Origin of the sequence: Bradyrhizobium sp. HKCCYLS3013, from assembly GCF_051167615.1 — a bacterium.
Lineage (GTDB): Bacteria > Pseudomonadota > Alphaproteobacteria > Rhizobiales > Xanthobacteraceae > Bradyrhizobium.
Genome location: NZ_JBNPTK010000001.1, coordinates 621870 through 641031, shown reverse-complemented (window position 1 = coordinate 641031; position 19162 = coordinate 621870). Strand labels below are relative to the sequence as shown.

23 protein-coding genes are annotated in these 19162 nt (G+C 64.3%); 6 read left to right on the top strand and 17 right to left on the bottom strand.

Features of this window, described 5'->3' with window-relative positions:
* Positions 1-48: 48 nt before the first annotated feature.
* From nifB to ACQR1F_RS02970, 6 genes are all read right to left on the bottom strand, one after another.
* The gene (gene nifB, locus ACQR1F_RS02995; RefSeq protein WP_315803683.1) at positions 49-1611 is read right to left on the bottom strand and encodes a nitrogenase cofactor biosynthesis protein NifB; all 1563 of its coding nucleotides are present in this window, start codon (positions 1609-1611) and stop codon (positions 49-51) included.
* A gap of 263 nt (positions 1612-1874) precedes the next feature.
* A complete protein-coding gene (locus ACQR1F_RS02990) occupies positions 1875-2741 on the bottom strand; it encodes an SIR2 family NAD-dependent protein deacylase (RefSeq protein WP_315803684.1) in 867 nt (288 codons plus the stop codon).
* Positions 2741-2962, bottom strand: coding sequence for a putative nitrogen fixation protein NifT (gene nifT / locus ACQR1F_RS02985; RefSeq protein ID WP_315713133.1), 222 nt, complete (start codon positions 2960-2962; stop codon positions 2741-2743). Before nifT ends, ACQR1F_RS02990 begins: the two co-directional genes overlap by 1 nt.
* Positions 2959-4173, bottom strand: coding sequence for a cysteine desulfurase NifS (nifS, locus tag ACQR1F_RS02980; RefSeq protein WP_434912503.1), 1215 nt, complete (start codon positions 4171-4173; stop codon positions 2959-2961). The genes nifT and nifS overlap by 4 nt, the downstream gene beginning before the upstream one ends.
* A 9-nt stretch (positions 4174-4182) precedes the next feature.
* Entirely contained in the window at positions 4183-4473 is a 291-nt protein-coding gene (locus ACQR1F_RS02975) for a NifU family protein (RefSeq protein WP_315713137.1), read from the bottom strand.
* Positions 4474-4511: 38 nt separating this feature from the next.
* Entirely contained in the window at positions 4512-4832 is a 321-nt protein-coding gene (locus tag ACQR1F_RS02970) for a HesB/IscA family protein (protein WP_257170758.1), read from the bottom strand.
* A gap of 325 nt (positions 4833-5157) precedes the next feature.
* Between ACQR1F_RS02970 and ACQR1F_RS02965 the strand changes: the two genes are divergently transcribed.
* The gene (locus ACQR1F_RS02965; protein ID WP_434912502.1) at positions 5158-5766 is read left to right on the top strand and encodes a hypothetical protein; all 609 of its coding nucleotides are present in this window, start codon (positions 5158-5160) and stop codon (positions 5764-5766) included.
* Positions 5767-5828: 62 nt separating this feature from the next.
* Here ACQR1F_RS02965 and ACQR1F_RS02960 read toward each other — a convergent pair whose 3' ends face one another.
* Positions 5829-6248, bottom strand: a complete 420-nt coding sequence (locus tag ACQR1F_RS02960; RefSeq protein WP_315803687.1) for a Rieske (2Fe-2S) protein — start codon at positions 6246-6248, stop codon at positions 5829-5831.
* A gap of 198 nt (positions 6249-6446) precedes the next feature.
* Here ACQR1F_RS02960 and ACQR1F_RS02955 point away from each other — a divergent pair, with 198 nt between their 5' ends.
* The 3 genes from ACQR1F_RS02955 to ACQR1F_RS02945 all read left to right on the top strand — a co-directional run bounded on the left by ACQR1F_RS02955 (position 6447) and on the right by ACQR1F_RS02945 (position 8171).
* Complete coding sequence (locus tag ACQR1F_RS02955; RefSeq protein WP_315803688.1) at positions 6447-6905, top strand: hypothetical protein; 459 nt, start codon at positions 6447-6449, stop codon at positions 6903-6905.
* A 62-nt stretch (positions 6906-6967) separates the two neighbouring features.
* Positions 6968-7822 carry a sulfurtransferase gene (locus ACQR1F_RS02950; protein ID WP_434891888.1) on the top strand — a complete coding sequence of 285 codons (855 nt, stop codon included), beginning with the start codon at positions 6968-6970 and terminating at the stop codon, positions 7820-7822.
* A gap of 31 nt (positions 7823-7853) precedes the next feature.
* Positions 7854-8171, top strand: coding sequence for a hypothetical protein (locus ACQR1F_RS02945; protein ID WP_315713146.1), 318 nt, complete (start codon positions 7854-7856; stop codon positions 8169-8171).
* A 494-nt stretch (positions 8172-8665) separates the two neighbouring features.
* Here ACQR1F_RS02945 and hspQ read toward each other — a convergent pair whose 3' ends face one another.
* The 10 genes from hspQ to nifH form a co-directional block, all read right to left on the bottom strand.
* Complete coding sequence (hspQ, locus tag ACQR1F_RS02940; RefSeq protein ID WP_315803690.1) at positions 8666-8992, bottom strand: heat shock protein HspQ; 327 nt, start codon at positions 8990-8992, stop codon at positions 8666-8668.
* 19 nt (positions 8993-9011) lie between these two features.
* Positions 9012-9299 (bottom strand): ferredoxin III, nif-specific, encoded by a 288-nt coding sequence (gene fdxB, locus ACQR1F_RS02935; protein ID WP_008960273.1) that lies wholly within the window; start codon positions 9297-9299, stop codon positions 9012-9014.
* Positions 9300-9321: 22 nt separating this feature from the next.
* On the bottom strand, positions 9322-9522 hold the full coding sequence (locus tag ACQR1F_RS02930; RefSeq protein WP_006609662.1) for a CCE_0567 family metalloprotein: 201 nt from the start codon (positions 9520-9522) through the stop codon (positions 9322-9324).
* Between the two features lie 16 nt (positions 9523-9538).
* A complete protein-coding gene (locus ACQR1F_RS02925) occupies positions 9539-10009 on the bottom strand; it encodes a NifX-associated nitrogen fixation protein (RefSeq protein WP_316179939.1) in 471 nt (156 codons plus the stop codon).
* A gap of 10 nt (positions 10010-10019) precedes the next feature.
* Entirely contained in the window at positions 10020-10415 is a 396-nt protein-coding gene (nifX, locus tag ACQR1F_RS02920; RefSeq protein ID WP_315803692.1) for a nitrogen fixation protein NifX, read from the bottom strand.
* A gap of 25 nt (positions 10416-10440) precedes the next feature.
* Positions 10441-11838, bottom strand: coding sequence for a nitrogenase iron-molybdenum cofactor biosynthesis protein NifN (gene nifN, locus ACQR1F_RS02915; protein ID WP_315803693.1), 1398 nt, complete (start codon positions 11836-11838; stop codon positions 10441-10443).
* A gap of 8 nt (positions 11839-11846) precedes the next feature.
* Positions 11847-13520: a nitrogenase iron-molybdenum cofactor biosynthesis protein NifE gene (gene nifE / locus ACQR1F_RS02910; RefSeq protein WP_434912501.1), complete on the bottom strand. Its 1674-nt coding sequence runs from the start codon at positions 13518-13520 to the stop codon at positions 11847-11849.
* 134 nt (positions 13521-13654) lie between these two features.
* Positions 13655-15214, bottom strand: coding sequence for a nitrogenase molybdenum-iron protein subunit beta (gene nifK / locus ACQR1F_RS02905; RefSeq protein ID WP_316179933.1), 1560 nt, complete (start codon positions 15212-15214; stop codon positions 13655-13657).
* Between the two features lie 83 nt (positions 15215-15297).
* Positions 15298-16800 (bottom strand): nitrogenase molybdenum-iron protein alpha chain, encoded by a 1503-nt coding sequence (nifD, locus tag ACQR1F_RS02900; RefSeq protein ID WP_315803696.1) that lies wholly within the window; start codon positions 16798-16800, stop codon positions 15298-15300.
* A gap of 73 nt (positions 16801-16873) precedes the next feature.
* On the bottom strand, positions 16874-17761 hold the full coding sequence (gene nifH, locus ACQR1F_RS02895; RefSeq protein WP_315803697.1) for a nitrogenase iron protein: 888 nt from the start codon (positions 17759-17761) through the stop codon (positions 16874-16876).
* Positions 17762-18209: 448 nt separating this feature from the next.
* Between nifH and ACQR1F_RS02890 the strand changes: the two genes are divergently transcribed.
* Together ACQR1F_RS02890 and ACQR1F_RS02885 are read left to right on the top strand one after the other, a co-directional pair.
* Positions 18210-18635 carry a response regulator gene (locus ACQR1F_RS02890; RefSeq protein WP_434880233.1) on the top strand — a complete coding sequence of 142 codons (426 nt, stop codon included), beginning with the start codon at positions 18210-18212 and terminating at the stop codon, positions 18633-18635.
* Positions 18636-18648: 13 nt separating this feature from the next.
* Positions 18649-19110 (top strand): SufE family protein, encoded by a 462-nt coding sequence (locus tag ACQR1F_RS02885; protein ID WP_434912500.1) that lies wholly within the window; start codon positions 18649-18651, stop codon positions 19108-19110.
* The last annotated feature ends 52 nt before the right edge of the window (positions 19111-19162 follow it).

Below are 19162 nucleotides of genomic sequence, written 5' to 3'. Positions count from 1 at the left end.
TCCTGTCGAAGGGACCCGGCGGCGGGATCGCGCCGCCGGGGTCTGATGTCACGCCGCCGAGATCAGGGCGCCCTGGCGAATTTCGGCGTCGCCGCGCACGACGTGCTGGATCTCGCCGCTGTTCACCTTGTCGAGATAGCTCTTGAACCAGGCGATCGCGGACTTCTCGATGAACTCGTGCGCGAACTGGTCGACCGGCTCGATGCCCGCCGCCTGCAGGTCGCTCTTCGGGCAGCCGCCGATCTTGGCCACGAACACCGCATGGCAGTCGTTGATGGCGCGGATGACGGTCTCCAGGCTGTCCTCGTCGCCATAGCCGCCCTGGCAGTACAGGTCGACGCGGCGGTGACCAACGAACTTGGCACCGGCCGTGGAGAGCTCGTAGACCTGGAACTCCTTGGCGTGACCGAAATGCTCGTTGATCAGGCCCGAGCCCTTGGTCGCGACCGCGATCAAGAGCTTGATGTCGCTCGACTGGCCGGCGAGCGAGGCGAGCTCTTCCTGCTTCGCCACGACCTTGGCGACGCGCTCGCTCTCGACCGCCTCCTGATAGGCCTTGCGGCTGTCGATGTCGTAGTTCACCTCCATCGCCATGATCTTGTCGGTGGTGAACTCGGCCGAGCGATCCTCGCCGAGCAGGCCCACGGCGTCGGCGCGGCACTGGCGGCAATGCCGCATCATGTTCATCTCGCCTTCGCACTCGTCCTGCAGCGCCTTCAGCTCCTGCGCCGTCGGGCCGCGCTGGCCGGTCAGGCCGAACACCGTGCCGTGCTCCGGCGACGAGATCAGCGGCATGATGTTGTGCAGGAACGCGCCGCGCGATTTCACCGCCTTGTTGACCTCGACGAGGTGCTTGTCGTTGACGCCCGGGATCATCACCGAGTTGACCTTGCAGAGGATGCCGCGCTCGGTGAGCATCTCCAGGCCCTGCAGCTGGCGATCGGTGAGCAGCTTGGCCGCCTCGACGCCGGTGTAGCGCTTGTGCTTCCAGAACACCCAGGGATAGATCTTGGCGCCAATTTCAGGGTCGACCATGTTGATCGTGATCGTGACGTGATCGACGTTGAATCCGGCGATGGTGTCGACATGGTCGGGCAGCGCGAGGCCGTTGGTCGACAGGCAGAGCTTGATGTCCGGGGCGGTCCGGGCGATCAGCTCGAAGGTCTTGAACGTCTTCTCCGGATTGGCGAGCGGATCGCCGGGACCGGCGATCCCGAGCACGGTCATCTGCGGAATGGTCGAGGCGACGGCGAGCACCTTCTTGGCGGCCTGCTCCGGCGACAGCTTCTCGCTGACCACGCCCGGACGCGACTCGTTGGCGCAGTCATATTTGCGGTTGCAGTAGTTGCACTGGATGTTGCAGGCGGGCGCGACGGCGACATGCATGCGCGCGTAGTGATGATGCGCCTCCTCGCTGTAGCAGGGATGGTTCTTCACCTTCTCCCAGATCTCCGGCGGAAGGTCGTTCTCGCCTGCGCCCGAGCCGCAGCTCGCCTTGCCGCTGCCGCCCGAGGTGCCGCAACCCTTGTGTTCCGCGATGGTCTGCATCACCGAGCTCAGCTTGTCGCCGTCCGGTATCGTCGCCTGTTCGTGCTGCACTGACGCGTCCATGTCCGCTCCTTACGTTGCTGGCGAGCCGCAAACCGCCTTGACGATGGTTCAGCAACTCGCGTGCCACGCCGCGGAAGCGGTCATTTCGCCGGACTATCAACGTGTTAGTGAGATGATTGCGCCTGTCGCCTTGCCAACATGCGAGAGGCTCGCGATCGCGCGGATGTTAGAAACGTTACAGACTCGGCCAAGGCCTCAAGCCGAACAGCAAGACAGCGCGGCATGCGACCGCGCTGTCCGATGATCCGATCGATTGGTTGTATTCAGCCGCCGATGATGATCTCGGTGGCGCGGACCAGCGGAATCGCGATCGGCGTCAACCGCTCGGCAATGAAGAACTTCAGCTCGTTCTTCGACAATGAGTCGGGCTCGACCAGGACGTAATGCTCGGCGCCGGAGCGCTTGATCACCTGGCGACCATAGGTGCGCAGCAGCTGGTCGTTGAAGCGGCAGCCGATGAACAGGAAGCTGCGGTCGGTGCGCCGGTCCTTGACCGTGTCGGGTATCGGCGTCTGGATGTCGATGTCGGTCAGCACCTCGACATAGTCGGCATCGGTGATCAGGAAGTTCTTGGCCGGCGTGATCCCGCCATGCGGCTTGTAGAGCAGCGTGGTCCAGCTTGCAGCCTTCTCGCGATCGCTCTCGGCGCCCGCGGCGTCATAGAAGCGATACCAGCGGTCCTCGCCGATGCCGGCACGGGTGATGCCCTGCACCTCGCCCCAGTCAGTACGTCCAGCCAGCGCCGTCCGCATGGCGCCGTCATACCAGCTGTCGACGATCATCGGCAGCGGCAGCGACGCCAGATGCTGCTGCAGCGGTGTCGGCGCGACCGGCGCGGCAAAGGCTTCAGCCATCAGCGCCGTCACCGTCGAGCGGTGGCGCGTGCTCTCGATGTGCTGGGCTGAAGCCCACGCATTGCCCTTGGCGCGGCGCGGCAGCGCCACCTTGGTGCCGAAGAACGCGGCCAGCGCTTCAGGATTCATCGGCACGTCGGCGCCGGACTGCTCCGACACGGCGGGACCGAGGAACGGGACGACCTTGCCGGCCTTCAGTCCGGCGACAACGTCCTTGAGCAGGGCCTCGGCATCGGCCTGCTTGACGATGTCGATATGAGGAAGCGGCGCGTTCATCACTCGTCCCCTTCGCCACCGCGCTTGCGCGCATTGATCGTGATCGGCAGCCGCGTGTCGGCGGCCATCTGCGGCAATTCCAGCACCCAGCCATTGGCGATGCGGATCCAGCCGCCCCACAAGGACTCGTGCTCGGACTCGACGATGGGCTCCTCGAGGTCCTTTTTGGGGACGTAGATCGACAGGCCCGTTTCCGGCGAGCGGCGGATCATGACTTTCATTGCGTGAGCTCCGTGGATCGAAGGGGGTCCGCCGATTGCGGAGGATGATGCTGCAGCCAGGCCGGCGAGGTCTCGCGCAACCTGGCGACGATATCGGGCAGAACCTGCAGCACGCGCTCGATGTCCTCGGTCGACGTGTCCCGCGACAAGGAAAAGCGGACGGCGCCGCGCAGCAGATCGGCCGGAACGTTCATCGCGCGCAGCACATGCGACGGCTCCATCGAGCCGGACGCGCAGGCGGAGCCGAGCGAAGCCGCGATGCCGGCCTGGTTCAGGCGCATCACGATCGGCTCGCCTTCCAGATGCTGGAAGGCCATGTTGGAGGTGTTCGGCAGGCGATGGTCCGGATCGCCGAGCACGGCGCAATGGCCGACGCTCTGGATGATGTCCTGCTCCAGCCGGTCGCGCAGACTGCGCACCCGGCCCTGCTCATCGGCAAGATGTCGGCCAGCGAGCTCGGCCGCCTTGCCGAGCCCGACGATCGCGGGCACGTTCTCGGTGCCGCCACGCCGCCGGCGCTCCTGCGGGCCGCCGCGCAGAAGCGGCACGAACGGCGTGCCCTTTCTGACATACAGCGCACCGATGCCCTTGGGACCGTGCAGCTTGTGGCCGGACAGCGACAACAGGTCGATATCGGCGCTCTTCAGATCGATCGGGATCTTGCCGACCGCCTGCACGGCGTCGGTGTGGAATAGCGCGCCGGCCTCATGCGCGAGCTTGGCCAGCTCGGAAACCGGAAACAGCGTGCCGGTCTCGTTGTTCGCCCACATCACCGAGGCGATCGCCGTGCGCGGCCCAAGCGCGCGCCGGTAAGCCTCCAGATCGAGGCGGCCGGCGGCATCGACGCCGACCAGATGCACGGTCGCGCCACGCCGATCCCGCAGATATTCGACGAGCGACAGGATCGCGGGATGCTCCACCGCCGTCGCGACGATCTCGTTCCGGCCCTCCTGCGCGTCGAGCGCCGACAGGATCGCGGCATTGTCGGATTCCGTCCCGCCCGAGGTGAAGACGATCTCGTGGTCGAAAGCGGCGCCGAGCAGCGCCTGCAGGCTCTTGCGCGCCTGCCTCACGGCCCCGGCGACCTCGCTGCCGAACGCATGCGAGGACGACGCATTGCCGAACTGGTCCGTGAAGAACGGCAACATCGCGGCGACGACCTCGGGATCCGCGCGGGTCGTCGCGTTGTTGTCGAGATAGACCGGGCGCAAGACCGCTCCTTAATGCCGCGCCTTGGCTGCGCCGGCCACCGGAACGAGGCGAACGAACTCGCCGAGCTTTTCGATCATGCGCGCCTGGATGCCTTCGAGCGTCGCGCTGGCGAGCTTGCAAAAAATGCAGGCGCCGGCGAGCTTGACCATGATCTTGTTGCCGTCGATCTCGACGAGTTCGCAATCGCCGCCGTCGCGCTTGAGATTCGGACGGACCTCCTCGATCACGGCCCGGATGATCCGCTCGCGCTCGCTCATCTGCGACGGCGCTTCGACGATGCCCTGGGATTCGACCAGCATGGTTTCACTTCTCGCGTTTTGAATGATCGAGCGAAAGATCAGGCGAACGACTTGCCGCAGCCGCAGCTCGACTTCGCGTTCGGATTCTCGAAGGTGAAGCCGGACCCCTCCAGCGCGATGACGAAATCGATCGTCGTGCCCTCGAGATATTCGAGGCTCTTGTGATCGACGAGCACGCGCACGCCCTCGCGCTCGATCACGGTGTCCTCCGGCTCGCTGCCGCTGACGAGACCCATGTTGTACTTGAGCCCGGCGCAACCGCCGGCTTCGACCATGATCCTGAGGCCGTCGACCGGCTTGTCGGAGGTCGTGATCGCGTTGCGAACCGCATTGATGGCGCTGTCGGTCAGGTTGATCATCATCGTCTCGCCCTTTCCCATTCGGCTGTTGCGAATGGGATTGGCAAGTCCCGTGCCATGCAACAATCGCCTGAAAGACCTCATGTTTTCATGCCGTCGCTGTGGCGTTTCCGACGCGTGTCGGGTTTCCGACAGGCGCTGTTCACGCCCTGTCGCGCGGGCGGCGGCGCGATGTCGGGGCGCAAACCCGACAATCGACTGGCGCGAGAGGCAAAAGAACCAAGCAAATCAAGCCGCAACACACACCGGCAGACAATTTGCATCACGTCCCTTTCGACCGCGCCGTGCGGCGAACGGCTGACCAGGACATGCGAGAGAATTGCTGATGACGACATTGGAGAAGACGGTTGCAATCGAGACCACCGCGCTCGCGCAGCTCGACAAGGAAGGACGGCTGTTGAACGCCGTACTCAAGGCGCCGACCACCAAGCCGGGGCGGTTCGGCTTCCGCGGCGACATCGCGCTGAAATTCCAGACCCAGGTTGCGGACGAGAAGCGCCCGCCGGACTTCTCGATCGAGCAGGTGCTGACGATCGTCAACGACGGCGAGGCGACGATTCCGGTGCTCGTCGGCTACATCCACTCGCTGGCTTATCTGGAGACCGCGGTCGAGGTGCTCAAGGGCCTGCTGAGGCCGGACGGCAGCTACTTCATGTTCTGCAACAACATCGATCTGCTGGCGAAGTACCGCATCAAAATGGGCGACGTCACGTTCTATGTGCTGCCCTGCGACGAATCCACCGTCTGGAAGGAGATGATGGATCTCCTCGGAATCGACAAGAACGACATCAAGAAGCTCGATACCGCCGGCAAGCTCGACTACGTGCTCGATGCCGCCAAGAAGTTCAGCGAGAGCTATGAAGTCATCGCCTATGCAGATGCGCTGGCCAGGATGGAGCCGGTGAAGAACCGTAACGAGAACCGGCCGGTCTGACTCTCGTTCCTTCACGCGCAAGCTGAAGTCCCGGCGCTCGCGCCGGGACTTCGTGTGAGAGCTCAGCCTTCTTCACACTGAAGACCCGTCTCTTCGGCCTCCTCGTCATCCTCGACCAGGGTCACGCCGGTCACGCAGATGTCGCCGTCGAGGACACTCAGCGCGACCGGCGTCAGGCTCTCGCCCTTGCACGGGCCGTCGACGCAGAGTCCGGTGCCGATCTCGAACAGCGAGCCGTGCTTGCCGCACAGGATGCGCAGGCCGTTGCCGTCCAGGAACTGGTTGCGTTCCCAGTCGAGATTGACCTTGTCGTGCGGGCACATGTTCAGATAGCCGAACACCTGCTTGCCCCAGCGGATGACGAAGATCGGCCACGGACGATGGCTGCCGTCCTCGGCCACGATCATGAGCTGAAAGCCCATGGCGCGGCGGCTCGGAATGTCGTTGAAGCTGCAGATGGCGTAGGCGACGTCGGTCGTCATGTCAGGCCTCATCGATGTCTGGCGCATGTCCGACATTGCCGCTCTCGGCCCAGCGAGAGCGGCGGTCGGCTCGGTGAAGGACCACGTTGCAAGATTCGCGCAACTCCGCCTGTTCGCCTCGCCTTCTTCGCCGCTGCGGGAGACTGGCACAGAACTTGAAAATTTCTCCTGCAAACGCGGCTTTGTAAGGAGATCGACATGAACGTGGCACTGGAATTCGTCGAGAGCTCGCTCGACGACATCAAGGCGGCGCTGGCTGGCGGCACGCTGACGGTCTACTCGGTGGCACGCCCGATCACTGCAGACAAGGCCGTCGACCGCAGCGGCGTGCTCGCAACCTTCACGTTCGGCTCGCCCGCCTTCGGCCCCGCGGCGGACGGCCTCGAGCAGCCGAACTTCGTTGCGGCATCGGTACCGGCGGCCACCGTCGGCACGCCTGGCTTCGCGCGGGCGCGCAAGGCGGACGGCACCACTGTCGCCGATTTCTCCGCCGGCCCAGGCGAGCGCGAGATCAAGTTCACCGAAATATCATGCTCGCCCGGCGCGCCGGTCACGGTCGCGACCTTCAAGATCATCGCCGAAGGCGGCTGGCCGGAGCGTCCGGAATACTACGACACGCATCCGCGCCCGGGCTATCCGATGCCGAAGACGCTCTGACGCGCCACGTGCAATCATCGGATCGGCATCTCTGTTGGATCAACGACATCGCGAGCGCATCCATGAACACGGACACCTCTGACGCCCTGGTCAGCTCGGAATGGCTGGCACAACATCTGTCCGACCCTGCTATCAAGATCCTCGACTGCACCTGGCACCATCCGAGCACCAACCTGGACGGCCGTACGCAATATCGCGGCCGGCACCTGCCGGGCTCGGTGCATTTCGACATCGACCAGATCGCCGACAAGTCGAGCCCGCTGCCGCACATGCTGCCGTCATCGGAGGATTTCGCCCACAAGGTCGGGCTGCTCGGCGTCAGCAATGCCGACCGGGTCATCGTCTATGACCGTCACTATGGCGGCTCGGCCGCGGGCCGTGTGTGGTGGATGTTCCGCGTCTTCGGCCACGACAACGTCGCCCTGCTCGACGGCGGCTTCGGCAAATGGACCAAGGAGAAGAAGCCGGCGGAGATGACGCCTGTGCGCCCCGTGCCGGCGAGCTTCAGCGCGAGCTTCAGGCCGGAGCTTGTGGCAACCTCGGACGCCGTGCAGAGCTTGCTGCACAGTGGCGGCGCGCAGTTGGTCGACGCCCGTGGGCCGGGCAAGTTCGACGGCACCCAGGCGGACGTGTTCACGTTCAAGCGCCAGGGCCACATTCCCGGCGCCGTCAATCTGCCCTGGGCGGATCTGGTCGACCCCGACACCGGCGAACTGCTGGCCTCTGATGCGCTCGGCGCCCGCTTCGCCGCCGCTGGCGTCGATCTGGCGAAGCCGATCGTCACCACCTGCGCCTCGGGCATCACGTCTTGCATGCTGGCGCTGGCGCTCTATCGCCTCGGTGTTCCGAACGCGGCCGTCCACGACGGCGCCTGGGCGGAATGGAGCCAGCTCGACGACACGCCGGCGGCGGCGTGACAAAGCGGACTTGGATGACGGGAGCACGAGCATGGCAAAGACCCTGGTCAAGACGACGCAGGACGGCCGCAAGGTCGAGGTGATCGGGCTGGCAATCTGCCTCGAAGGCGAGCTCGAGGCGTTCGAGCTGGTCGAGGTGAAGCTGCATCCGAACCGGCGCAAGATCTGGGAGGCCGCGCCCGACGCCACCCACATGGCCGGCCGGATCACGCTGACGAAGGACGAGGCCGCGATCGTCGAGAGCGCGTTTGCCGCCGCCCAGGCCGAGATTCTCGCCAACCCCGCCGCAATCAACGAACGCTTCCGCATCGCCGCGATGTGGAAGGCCAGGGAACAGGGAATCGAGTAGGCGCCACATTCGGAGTGGTGCGCACCTCCCTCCGCCGTGATTCCGGGGCGCGCGCAGTGCGAGCCCTGAATCCATAGCAACGACCGGCTATGAGGCGCGAGATGTCCGTGGCGCCTGTCTGCGAAAACAAGAAACATTCGTGTCTATGGATTCCGGGCTGATCGCTGCGCGATGCCCCGGAATGACGCATGGATGAACTGTGCCGCCATGGATGCGGCAGGAAAGACTCGTAGGGTGGCAAAGCCGTCGGGCGACGCGAAGCGGCGTCCGATGGTGCGCCCACCATTGTCGTTCCGGATGCGCAGATGGACGGCGGGCACGGCGCGTGAGACCGAATCCCCTATTGAGAGACCGCCCAGGCGCCTTTGCCCACCCTACGGACCAATGCCCGTCATCGCGAGCGCAGCGACGCGATCCAGGGCGGCGCGAGGACTCTGGATTACTTCGTCGCCTGCGGCGGCTCGCAATGGCGCTGTGGCGCGCATCCGTCCCTGCTACTGAAAAATCCGGCCACGGTAGTGATAGCCGCCGCCGTCATCGACGTCGAACAGCTCGCCGATGTCCGGATGCTTGACCGGCTCGCCCGAGACGTCGGCGACCAGGTTCTGTTCGGGCACATAAGCGATGTAGCTGCTGTCGCCGCATTCGGCGAGCAGATAGTAGAACGGCTGCTCCCGATCGAGCCGCGTATCCATCGTGATCGCCCGCCAGCCCTCCTCCTCGGAGAACGACAGATCGACGTCGAACACGACACCGCGCAGGTCGTAGACGCGATGCCGGGTCACCTGGCCGATTGTGAACTTTGCTTCCATCCGCAGCATGACGGCACGCTCGACAGTCTCAGGCCGCCGGCGAATGGGTCTGGCAGTTGGTCGGGCAGACCCGGGCGCAGGCGCCGCAGCCGATGCAGGCGCCGGTGTCGTGCATGACCATGATCTTCTTCTCGACCTCGTCATCCTCGTCGTCGTCGAGCTCGACGAACTCGCCCTCGTCGTTGATGCCCTTCAGGGTCATGACCTCGCGGCCGCAGACCTTGTAGCAGCGCCCGCAGCCGATGCACTTGGCCGCATCGATCGCGACTAGGTAGTCCGGCCGCCAGTCGCGGCCGTCACGGGTTGAATTGGACATGGTGACGGGTCCTTGTACAGGCTCACGCGGCCTCGAGCTTCTTCAGCTCGGCCCGCTTCTTCTCCAGCTCGGCGAACGCCTCGTGCGCCTTCTGCGCCGTCGGCAGGATCTGGTCCCAGTTGATGGGCAGCTCCTCCGACAGATCATGCAGGTTCATCTTGGCATCCATAGCGCGCGCCGACAGCTTCTTGATCTCGGCCTTCAGGGTGTCCAGGTCGCTCATCTCTCATCCTCACAGTTCAGTAATTCGCGACATCCTTGAACTTCTCGATCATCTCGACGCCGGCCTTGACGAACTTGTCGCCCTCGTCGGCCAGCTTGCCGAGATTGTCGAAGCCGAAGCGGTGTACGTCGCGCAGCTGCTTGTTGACCACGATCAGCCGGCCGCCGATCAGCACCATGCGGCCGAAGCCCTCGTGACTCATCTTCAGCATCGGCGAGATCATCACGCCGGTGGCCTTCTCGATCGACAGCGCGACCGCGTTGAAGAACAGCTCGAGCCGCCAGATCGTCTCCGGATCGGGATCGCCGATGATCGGCAAAGCGCGCCGCTTCTCCTTGTCTAGGATGTAGGGCTCGAGCAGATCGACATCCTTCTTGCCCTCCCAAGCCCCATGGGTGTCCTGGGCACGCCAGACCTTGATCAGCTCCTTGACAAAGGGCCGCTGCTCGGCGGGGACGGTTTCGACGGCTACCGCGGTATCGGACATGGTGGTTTCCTCATTCCTCGAAATCGAGCGCGCGTTCCTGGCCCTTCGCCAGCGCCTTGCGCAGCCACGGCGGCGGCGTCCCCTTCAGCACGGTCTGCAGCTTGCCCAGGAGATCGGTGATCTCCTCGGGCTGATTGACCTTCATCGGATGGATGTTGTTGGCGACGACGCGCGCTGCGCCGGAGCCTCCGATCGCGGCGACATAGAGGATGGCGCAATCCTTGATCGCCTCGATCTTCGGCGCCAGCTTGTCCTCGTTGCCGTCCTCCTTGAGATCGCCGTCGAACTCGACGCTCTCGACGAAGCGGTAGCCCTCGGGATCGAGATCGTAGATCGCGATGTTCTTGGCCCAGCCGAAATGGGCATCGACGCGTTTCAGATCCTGGGTAGCGAATGCGACTTTCATGTCGTCGGTCCTTTCTCCTCAAGCGTCAATGCAAAGGCGCCACGACGGCGGATTCGGGCGATGCCTGCTGGAAATCCTTCCAGGGATCGATCCAGGTATCCGGCGTCGGCTGATGATTGTCCTCGCGGTCGGCGATGATCAGGTTGGCCAGCGCAAACACCAGGTCGCGGGTGCCGCGATAGCCGACCGTCAGCAGATGCCCTGCGCCCAGCCGGTCGAACATCGGAAAGCCGATCCGGTAGAACGGGATCTTCAGCCGCGCGGCAGCCTGGCGGCCGTGCGAATGCGTCATCATCAGCCCGCAGTCGCGCTGCTTCGCGAGATTCTCCAGATCCTCGAGATCGCCGATCAGCACCTCCTCGCACGGCATCCGCTCGAGCACCGGCGACTGCGTCGTGGTGATGGCGACCGAGATCTCGGCCCCCATGTCGTGCAGCATGCTGGCGACGTCGAACAGCAGGTCCGGCTCGGCGCCGATCGCGAGCCTGCGGCCGCCGATGTGGAAATGCGCGTCCAGCATCGCGTCGGCGAGCTGGCCACGCTGCCGGCGATACTTCGCTGGCACCGGGCGTCCCGAGATCTCGCTCAGGAACGTCATGAACTCGTCGTTCGGCAGCAGCCCGCAGAGACGTTCGAACAACCGGTATGGAACGCCGGTCCTGGCCTGCATCGCCTCCGCCGCGCGCTTCATCTGGGCCCCGATCGCGATCGTCCAGGACGCGCTGCCCATGACCGCGATCTCCTCCAGCCCGATGCCGCCGATCGTCGTCGGTGTGAACTCGTCGGGGATATGACCGTCGAGCGAGCCGCCGATATCCGGCAGGAACGACGGCTCCAGCCCGAAATCCTCGATGATGGTACGCAGCTCCTCGATGTCCCCCGGCGTCAGATGACAGCCCGGCAGCACGTTGACCCGCGCTGGATCGCGCCTTGTCGACGTCGGCTTGTCGACGAGCACCTCGACCATCTTGGCGACGGTCTTGTCCCAGCCATCCTGGAACGCGTCCTTGAAATCCGGCGTGGAGACATAGACCAGCGGATAGTTCGCCAGCTCCGGATGCTTCTCGCGGATCAGCCTGATGTAGCCGTCGACGTCGTCGCCCTTGGTCTCCGTGACCCCGGTGGAACAGATGCCGATGATCTCGGGCTTTTGTCGCTTGTGGATGTTGAGGATCGCCTGCTCGACATTCTCGTAGCCGCCGAGCACGGTGGCGACCTCGCTCATCGCGGTCGTCTGCATCGGCACCGCTTCCTTGAAGTGGCGCACGAACAAGGTCAGGCCGAACGAGGTGCAGCCCTGCGAGCCGTGCAGCAGCGGCATCGCGCCGCGCAGGCCGAGGAAGGCGAACGAGCCGCCGATCGGCTGGCTCATCTTCAGCGGATTGACCGCGCAGGCCTTCTTTCCGATGATGACCTTGGCCATGAGCGCTCCTACTCCGCCGCCTGCAGCAGCTCGGCCGGCGCCTTCTGCGCCGCCAGGATGTCCTCGACCCGACCGGCACAGGCGCCGCAGCCGCCAGAGGCGTTGGTGTGCGTGCGCACACCGGCGACGTCGGTGAGGGCATGCGCCTTGATCGCATCCTCGATGGTGCCGAGGTCGACCGTCTTGCAGTGGCAGATCTTCTTGGCACGCCGCGCGGCTTCAGCTGCGACTGGATCGGCCGCGAGCGCGGCAGCTTCGGCATTGGCCTGAGCGATCGCCCTGGCCTGCCAATTGTTGCTGGCCGTCTCCCAGGGCGCCCGCTTGCGCAGTTGCTCCCACATCGGGTTGTAGATCGCCTTGTCGATCTCGGCGACCAGCTTCACCATGCCGATATAGCCCATATAGGCGTGCGAGCGCTCCTGGTTGATGTCGAGCCAGGGCATCGCCGCCTTCAGTGCCACGAATTGCGACTTGCCGCCCGACAGCATGATGTCGGCCTTGGCGTCCTTGAGCATCTTGTACATCTCGCGCGGCGCCATATCGTCGATCATGTGCGCGTCCTGGCCCATCAGCTCCTTGATGCGCTCCTTGTCCTCCTTGGTGGACTTCTTCACGGAGGTGCCGACCAGCTCCATGCCGGCCTCCTGCAGCGCCGCCACCACCGACCACGATTTCACGCCGCCAGTGATCAGGAGCACCTTCTTGCCGGTGAGCCGTTGCTTGAACGGCTCGATCGCCGCCCAGGCCTTGGCTTCCTCGCGGGCGATCACCGCCTCGGTACGATCCAGCAGATCGGCCGGAGCGCCGCGCTCGACCAGGAGACGCGCGATTTCGCGCAGCGAATCCGAGGAGTCCTGGATGCCGTAGAACGAGCCCTCGAAGAACGGGATGCCGTAGCGCTCCTCCATCTTGCGGGCGACGTTGATCATCGCCTTGGAGCACACCATCATCGCTGCGCGAGCGCGGTGTGACGAGGCGACATCCTTGTAGCGGCCGTCGCCGGAGATGCAGGCGGAGATACGGATGCCGAGCTCGTCGAACAGCGGCTTCACCTGCCAGAGCTCGCCGGAAAGATTGTATTCGCCGATGATGTTGAGGTCGTAGGGGGTGGTCACCTCCGGCTCGACGGTGCCGATGACGTGGTCGAGCAGCGCCTCGCCGGCGAGCTTGTTGCCGAGGTTCTTCGGGCCCACAAAGCCCGGTGCATTGACGGGAATGCACGGCTTGCCGAACTTGGCGGAGGCCGCCTTGCAGACCGCGTTGATGTCGTCGCCGGTCATGGCGGGCACGCAGGTCTGGTAGACGAAGACCGCCGGCGGATCGTACTTCTCGATGATTTCCTTGATCGCCTTGTACAGGCGCTTCTCGCCGCCGAACACGACGTCGGTCTCGTTGATGTCGGTGGTGAAGCCGGTGCGCCAGATCTGCGCGCCCGACGAGGCCGCACCGCGATTGTCCCAGGAATTCCCCTCGCAGGCGATCGGCCCGTGCACGAGATGCGCGACGTCCGTCAGCGGCTGCAGTGCGACCTTGGCGCCGTCGAAGGCGCAACCACCGGCCGCGCCGCCCGGCTGCAGCTGCTTGGTGCAGCCCTTCTTGCGCTCGGCCTCGGACTTGTTGGCGTTCTTGCCGCAACCCGGCTCGTTGAAGACGTTCTGGATCGTGGCAGACAGCGAGCTCATCGGCTTCTCCTGTTGGCGGACCTTCTGCGCGTCTTGGTGAGACGAGGAGGCTCCGGCCTCTGCGGCCGTCCCCATGAGCCTTGTCGTCCAGATCGAAGCGCGGCGGCCCTTGAGGGACCGCCGCGCGCCGTCACTTAGCGGATGATGTCGAAGCTGTAGTCCGACTTGGCCGGCACGTTGGTGTTGCGGTCGATCTCGTCGAAGATCTTGTCGAGGATCGTGACCAGCACGTTCAGGCCGCCCTGATAGCCCCACACCGGATAGCGGTGCTTGTGGTGGCGATCGAAGATCGGGAAGCCGATGCGGATCAGCGGCGTGCCGGTGTCGCGCTCCAGATACTTGCCGTAGGTGTTGCCGATCAGGAAATCGACCGGCTCGGTGAACAGCAGCGAGCGCATGTGCCAGAGATCCTTGCCGGGATACACGTGGCAGTTCTTGCCGAACGGCGAGCTATCGAACACCGCCTGGACCTTCTCGGCCCAGTCTTTGTTGCCGTTGGTGGCGAGCACATGGGTCGGCTCGGCCCCGAGCTCGAGCAGGAACGCGGCCAAGCCGAGGCATAGGTCTGGATCGCCGTAGATCGCGAACTTCTTGCCGTGGATGTGCGCGCTGGAGTCGGCGATCGCGTCGACCAGGCGCCCACGCTCGAGAGCGAGAGATTCCGGGATCTCCTTGCCGCTGATGCGCGACAGCGCCATCACGAAGGCGTCGGTGCCGGTCACACCGACCGGATGGTTGAAGGAGACGACCTCCTGGCCGTGGTTCTTGATGAACGGCAGGGTCTTCTCGGTGCAGAAGTGCTGCATCGAGATCGTCGCCTTGGCGTGAACGGCGTTGGCCGCGTCCTCCAGGGTCGTGCCGCCGTCGTACATACGGAACTCGCCGTCGGTCGGCGTGTCGAACACGTTCGAATTGTCGCCGAGGATCGTATACTCGATCCCCATCGCCTCGAAGATGTGCTTCACTTCCTTGATGTTGCCAACGGTGTAGCCATCGAAACCGCCGATGAAATTGATCTTCTCGTTGGGAACGCGCTCCAGCTTCGGCGCGGTGCCGGCCTTGCCGTCCCAGAAGTGCTCGAGAATGCCCTTCATCGCGTTGTCGTAGCCGGTGACATGGCTGCCGACAAAGGCAGGCGTATGGGCGAAAGGCACGTCGAATTCGGCCGGAACCGAACCCTTCTCCTTGGAGGTCTTGATGAAGGCGTTGAGGTCGTCGCCGATGACTTCCGCCATGCAGGTGGTGGAGACAGCGATCATCGACGGCTTGTACATGTTGTAGGCGTTGGCGAGACCGTCGATCATGTTGTTCAGCCCGCCGAACACAGCCGCGTCCTCGGTCATCGACGACGACACGCAGGAGCTCGGCTCCTTGAAGTGGCGCGACAGATGGCTGCGATAATAGGCCACGCAGCCCTGCGAGCCGTGCACGAACGGCAGCGTCTTTTCGAAGCCGACGGCAACGAACACCGCGCCGAGCGGCTGGCAGGCCTTGGCCGGATTCACGGTCAGCGCCTCACGGGCGAAATTCTTCTCGCGATATTCGGGCGTCTTGGCCCATTCGCGGATGCGCTCGACCTCGGCGGGGTCGCGCGGATTCTCGAACATCTTCTTCTTGTTGGCCAGCATCTGCTGGTATTCGGGACCACGGAAAAGCTCGAAGTGATCGAGCACATGTTCGGCAGACTGCGTCATGGGAAAACCCTCTTTATGTTCCTGTGTCGATCAGGGAGCGCTGGCTCTCCGCCGAAGGAGAGCCAGGCCGTGGGTGGTGGTGGTTACTCGGCCGCCTGGAGCAACGGCTTGGGCGCCTGCTTCCAGGGTGCCTTGGCCATCTTCCAGACCGGCGAGTTGATGGCCATGTCCATGTCGCGGGCGAAGATCGCGAAGCCGTCATAGCCATGGTACGGACCCGAGTAGTCCCAGGAGTGCATCTGGCGGAACGGCACGCCCATTTTCTGGAACACGTACTTTTCCTTGATGCCCGAGCCGACCAGGTCCGGCTGGACCTTCTCGACGAACTTCTCGAACTCGTATCCGGTCACGTCGTCGTAGATCAGCGTGCCGTCCTTGACGTAGTGCTGGGCGGTGCGCTGATAGTCGTCGTTGTGGCCGAACTCATAGCCGGTACCGACGACCTCCATGCCGAGGTCCTCGTAGGCGCCGATCACGTGGCGCGGACGCAGGCCGCCGACGAACAGCATCACGGTCTTGCCTTCGAGGCGCGGCCGGTACTTGGCGATGACGGCGTCCATCAGGGGCTGGTACTTGGCGATGACACGCTCGGCACCCTCCTTGATCTTGTCGTCGAAATAGCTCGCGATCTTGCGCAGCGATTCGGCGATCTTGCTCGGTCCGAAGAAGTTGTATTCGCACCACGGAATACCGTACTTCTCTTCCATGTGGCGCGAGATGTAGTTCATCGAGCGGTAGCAGTGCAGCACGTTGAGCTTCGCCTTCGGCGTCGCCTCGAGCTCCGCCAGCGAGCCGTCGCCCGACCACTGGGCGATCACGCGCAGACCCATCTCCTCGAGCAGGATGCGGGACGACCAGGCGTCGCCGCCGATGTTGTAGTCGCCGATGATCGCGACGTCGTAGGCCGACGGCTCGAAGCGCGGCGCGGCATCGGCCGGGAGCTTGTCGAACACCCAGTCCCGGATGGCGTCGTTGGCGATATGGTGACCCAGGGACTGAGACACACCGCGGAAGCCTTCGCAGCGCACGGGGACGATGGTCTTGCCGTCATACTCTTTCGACTTGACCTTGGAGACCGCCTCGATGTCGTCGCCGATCAGGCCGATCGGGCATTCCGACTGCACGGTGATGCCGTTGTTCAGCGGGAACAGCTCCTGGATCTCGTCCATGATCTTGGCGAGCTTCTTGTCGCCGCCGAAGACGATGTCCTTCTCCTGGAAGTCGGAGGTGAACTGCATCGTCACGAAGGTGTCGATGCCGGTCGTGCCGATGTAGTAGTTGCGGCGCGCCGCCCAGGAGTACTGGCCGCAGCCGACCGGACCGTGGCTGATGTGGATCATGTCCTTGATAGGTCCCCACACCACGCCCTTCGAGCCGGCGTAGGCGCAACCGCGGATGGTCATGACGCCGGGGATCGACTTGATGTTCGACTTGACGCCGCAATCCGACTTGCCGTTCTCATGCACGTTGAGATGCTTGGCACGGCGCTTGGCGGTCTTTTCCGGATAAACCTTCAGGACCTCGGCGATCAGTTCCTTGTTGCGCGCCTTGATCTCGGCAACGCTTTGTTTCTCGATGACGCTCATCTGGCTTTCCTCGATGATCGGTTGCGGAGGTGCTCCGGCCCTTGGAGACGAAGGGCCGGAGCACCGGTGGCGGTTACGCCGTTGCGGCGAGCTCGGCGGCGGACTTGCCGATCTGGCTCTCGTCCACGGCCTTCATGATGCCGTGCTCCATCAGCATGTCCTCGAGCTCGTCCATCGTGATCGGCGTCGGGATGATGCCCTTGCCGCCGTTGTTGTGGATCTTCTGAGCCAGCGAGCGGTAGTGGCCGGCCTGGACCGAGTCCGGCGCGTATTCCAGCACGGTCATGCGGCGCAGCTCGGCGTGCTGCACGATGTTGTCGCGCGGCACGAAGTAGATCAGCTGCGTGCCGAGCTTCTTGGCCAGCGCCTCGGCAAGCTCCAGCTCCTTGTCGGTCTGGCGCTCGTTGCAGACCAGGCCGCCCAGGCGCACGCCGCCGGAGTTGGCATACTTCAGAATGCCCTTCGAGATGTTGTTGGCGGCATACATCGCCATCATCTCGCCGGACATCACGATGTAGATCTCCTGCGCCTTGTTCTCGCGGATCGGCATCGCGAAGCCGCCGCACACCACGTCGCCCAGCACGTCGTAGGACACGTAGTCGATGTCCTCATAGGCGCCGTTCTCCTCGAGGAAGTTGATCGAGGTGATGACGCCGCGGCCTGCGCAGCCGACGCCCGGCTCCGGACCGCCGGACTCGACGCAGCGGATGTCGCGATAGCCGACCTTCATGACCTCCTCGATCTCGAGATCCTCGACGCTGCCGGCGGCGGCGGCGAGGCTGAGAATGGTGTCCTGCGCCTTGGCGTGCAGGATCAGACGGGTCGAATCCGCCTTGGGGTCGCAGCCGACGATCAGGATCCGATGACCCATCTCGGCGAGCGCCGCGAGCGTGTTCTGCGACGTCGTCGATTTGCCGATGCCGCCTTTGCCGTAGAATGCGATTTGTCGAAGTGATGACATTCTGCTCTCCATCAACCGATTGCCAATGTCCCGCATGCGCCTTGCATGACGAGACCGCGTCCTCTCTCCAGAACCGGCAGACGGGTTATTGGGAAGGAGAGCATCGCTCGTCCGAAGCGTCGGCGTGCACTCAGCCCTCAACCTTTGCCTGAGCCCAGTTTTGCAACTGATGTGCCAGAGCTTTGGAATCGTTAAAAAGGCCATGTTTTGAAAGAGATGCGGCCAAGCTCGGCGCTAGGATGTACTTGTTGCAAATCCGACATCGGGGGTTTTCACCCGACGCTCCCGCGCCGTGCTGTCCGAAACGACACATGCCGCCGCGGCTCCGAGCGACGCTTCCGTAGAGAACACCGCGGAACGCTCGCCGAGGCCGGCCAGGAGCGGCGGTACGGAGTTTGCTTGATGTAGATCAAACCCGCTTTCGAACGGGCCAGCAGGAGTACTTTTGATGGCGAGCAAGGCGCGCGTCTTTGTCATTGAAGCCGATCAGGTGATCCGCTCGGCGCTCGGCTACATTCTCAGCGAGCGTCACGAGACCTTCACCTTCGCGGAGACCGCGGATGCACTGAGCAAGGCCGTGCGGGCCACGCCCGATGCCGTCCTGGTCGGGAGCAGCATCCTGGAGGACGACGGCGCCGAGACCGTCGGCATGCTTGCCCGGAAGATGCATCAGGCTGGCATCATCGTGGTCGCGGGATCGACCCGATCGCCGCTCGCGCTGGCCGGCCTGCAGCAGGGCGCGGAAGCCATCATCGCCAAGCCGATCACCTTCGACGGCGTCACGCACGCGGTCGATTCCGTGCTGGCGCGGCGCGGGAGCGAACCGGGCCCGACGGCATCGCCGGCCCACATATCCACGGAGATCAGCCGGTGACACGGAGAGCCTGATGTTGAAGATGACCCAGACCACGACGCAGGCGGCGCCGGACATCGAGGACATCGTCGAGAATTTCGCGCTGCTCGACGACTGGGACGACCGCTACCGATATGTGATCGAGCTCGGCCGCGGCCTCCCGCCGCTGCCCGACGCCGACCGCAATGATGGCAACAAGGTGCAGGGCTGCACCAGCCAGGTCTGGCTCGCCACCACCGTGCGGCACGACGCCGCAGCACCGGCGCTCCGCTTCATCGGCGACAGCGACGCCCACATCGTTCGCGGCCTGGTCGCGATCCTCCTGGCCATGGTGTCGGGCCGCACGGCAAGCGAGATCCTGGCCGCCGATCCGATCGCCCTGTTCGAGAAGCTCGGCTTGCGCGAGCATTTGACCCCGCAGCGCTCCAACGGTTTCCGCTCGATGGTGGCCCGCATCAAGGCGGACGCCCAGGCGGCGCTGGCGGCGGCGGCGTAAGTTTGATTTGTTTGATTTGATTGGGCCCGTGTAGCGCGGCGTAATTGGTGCA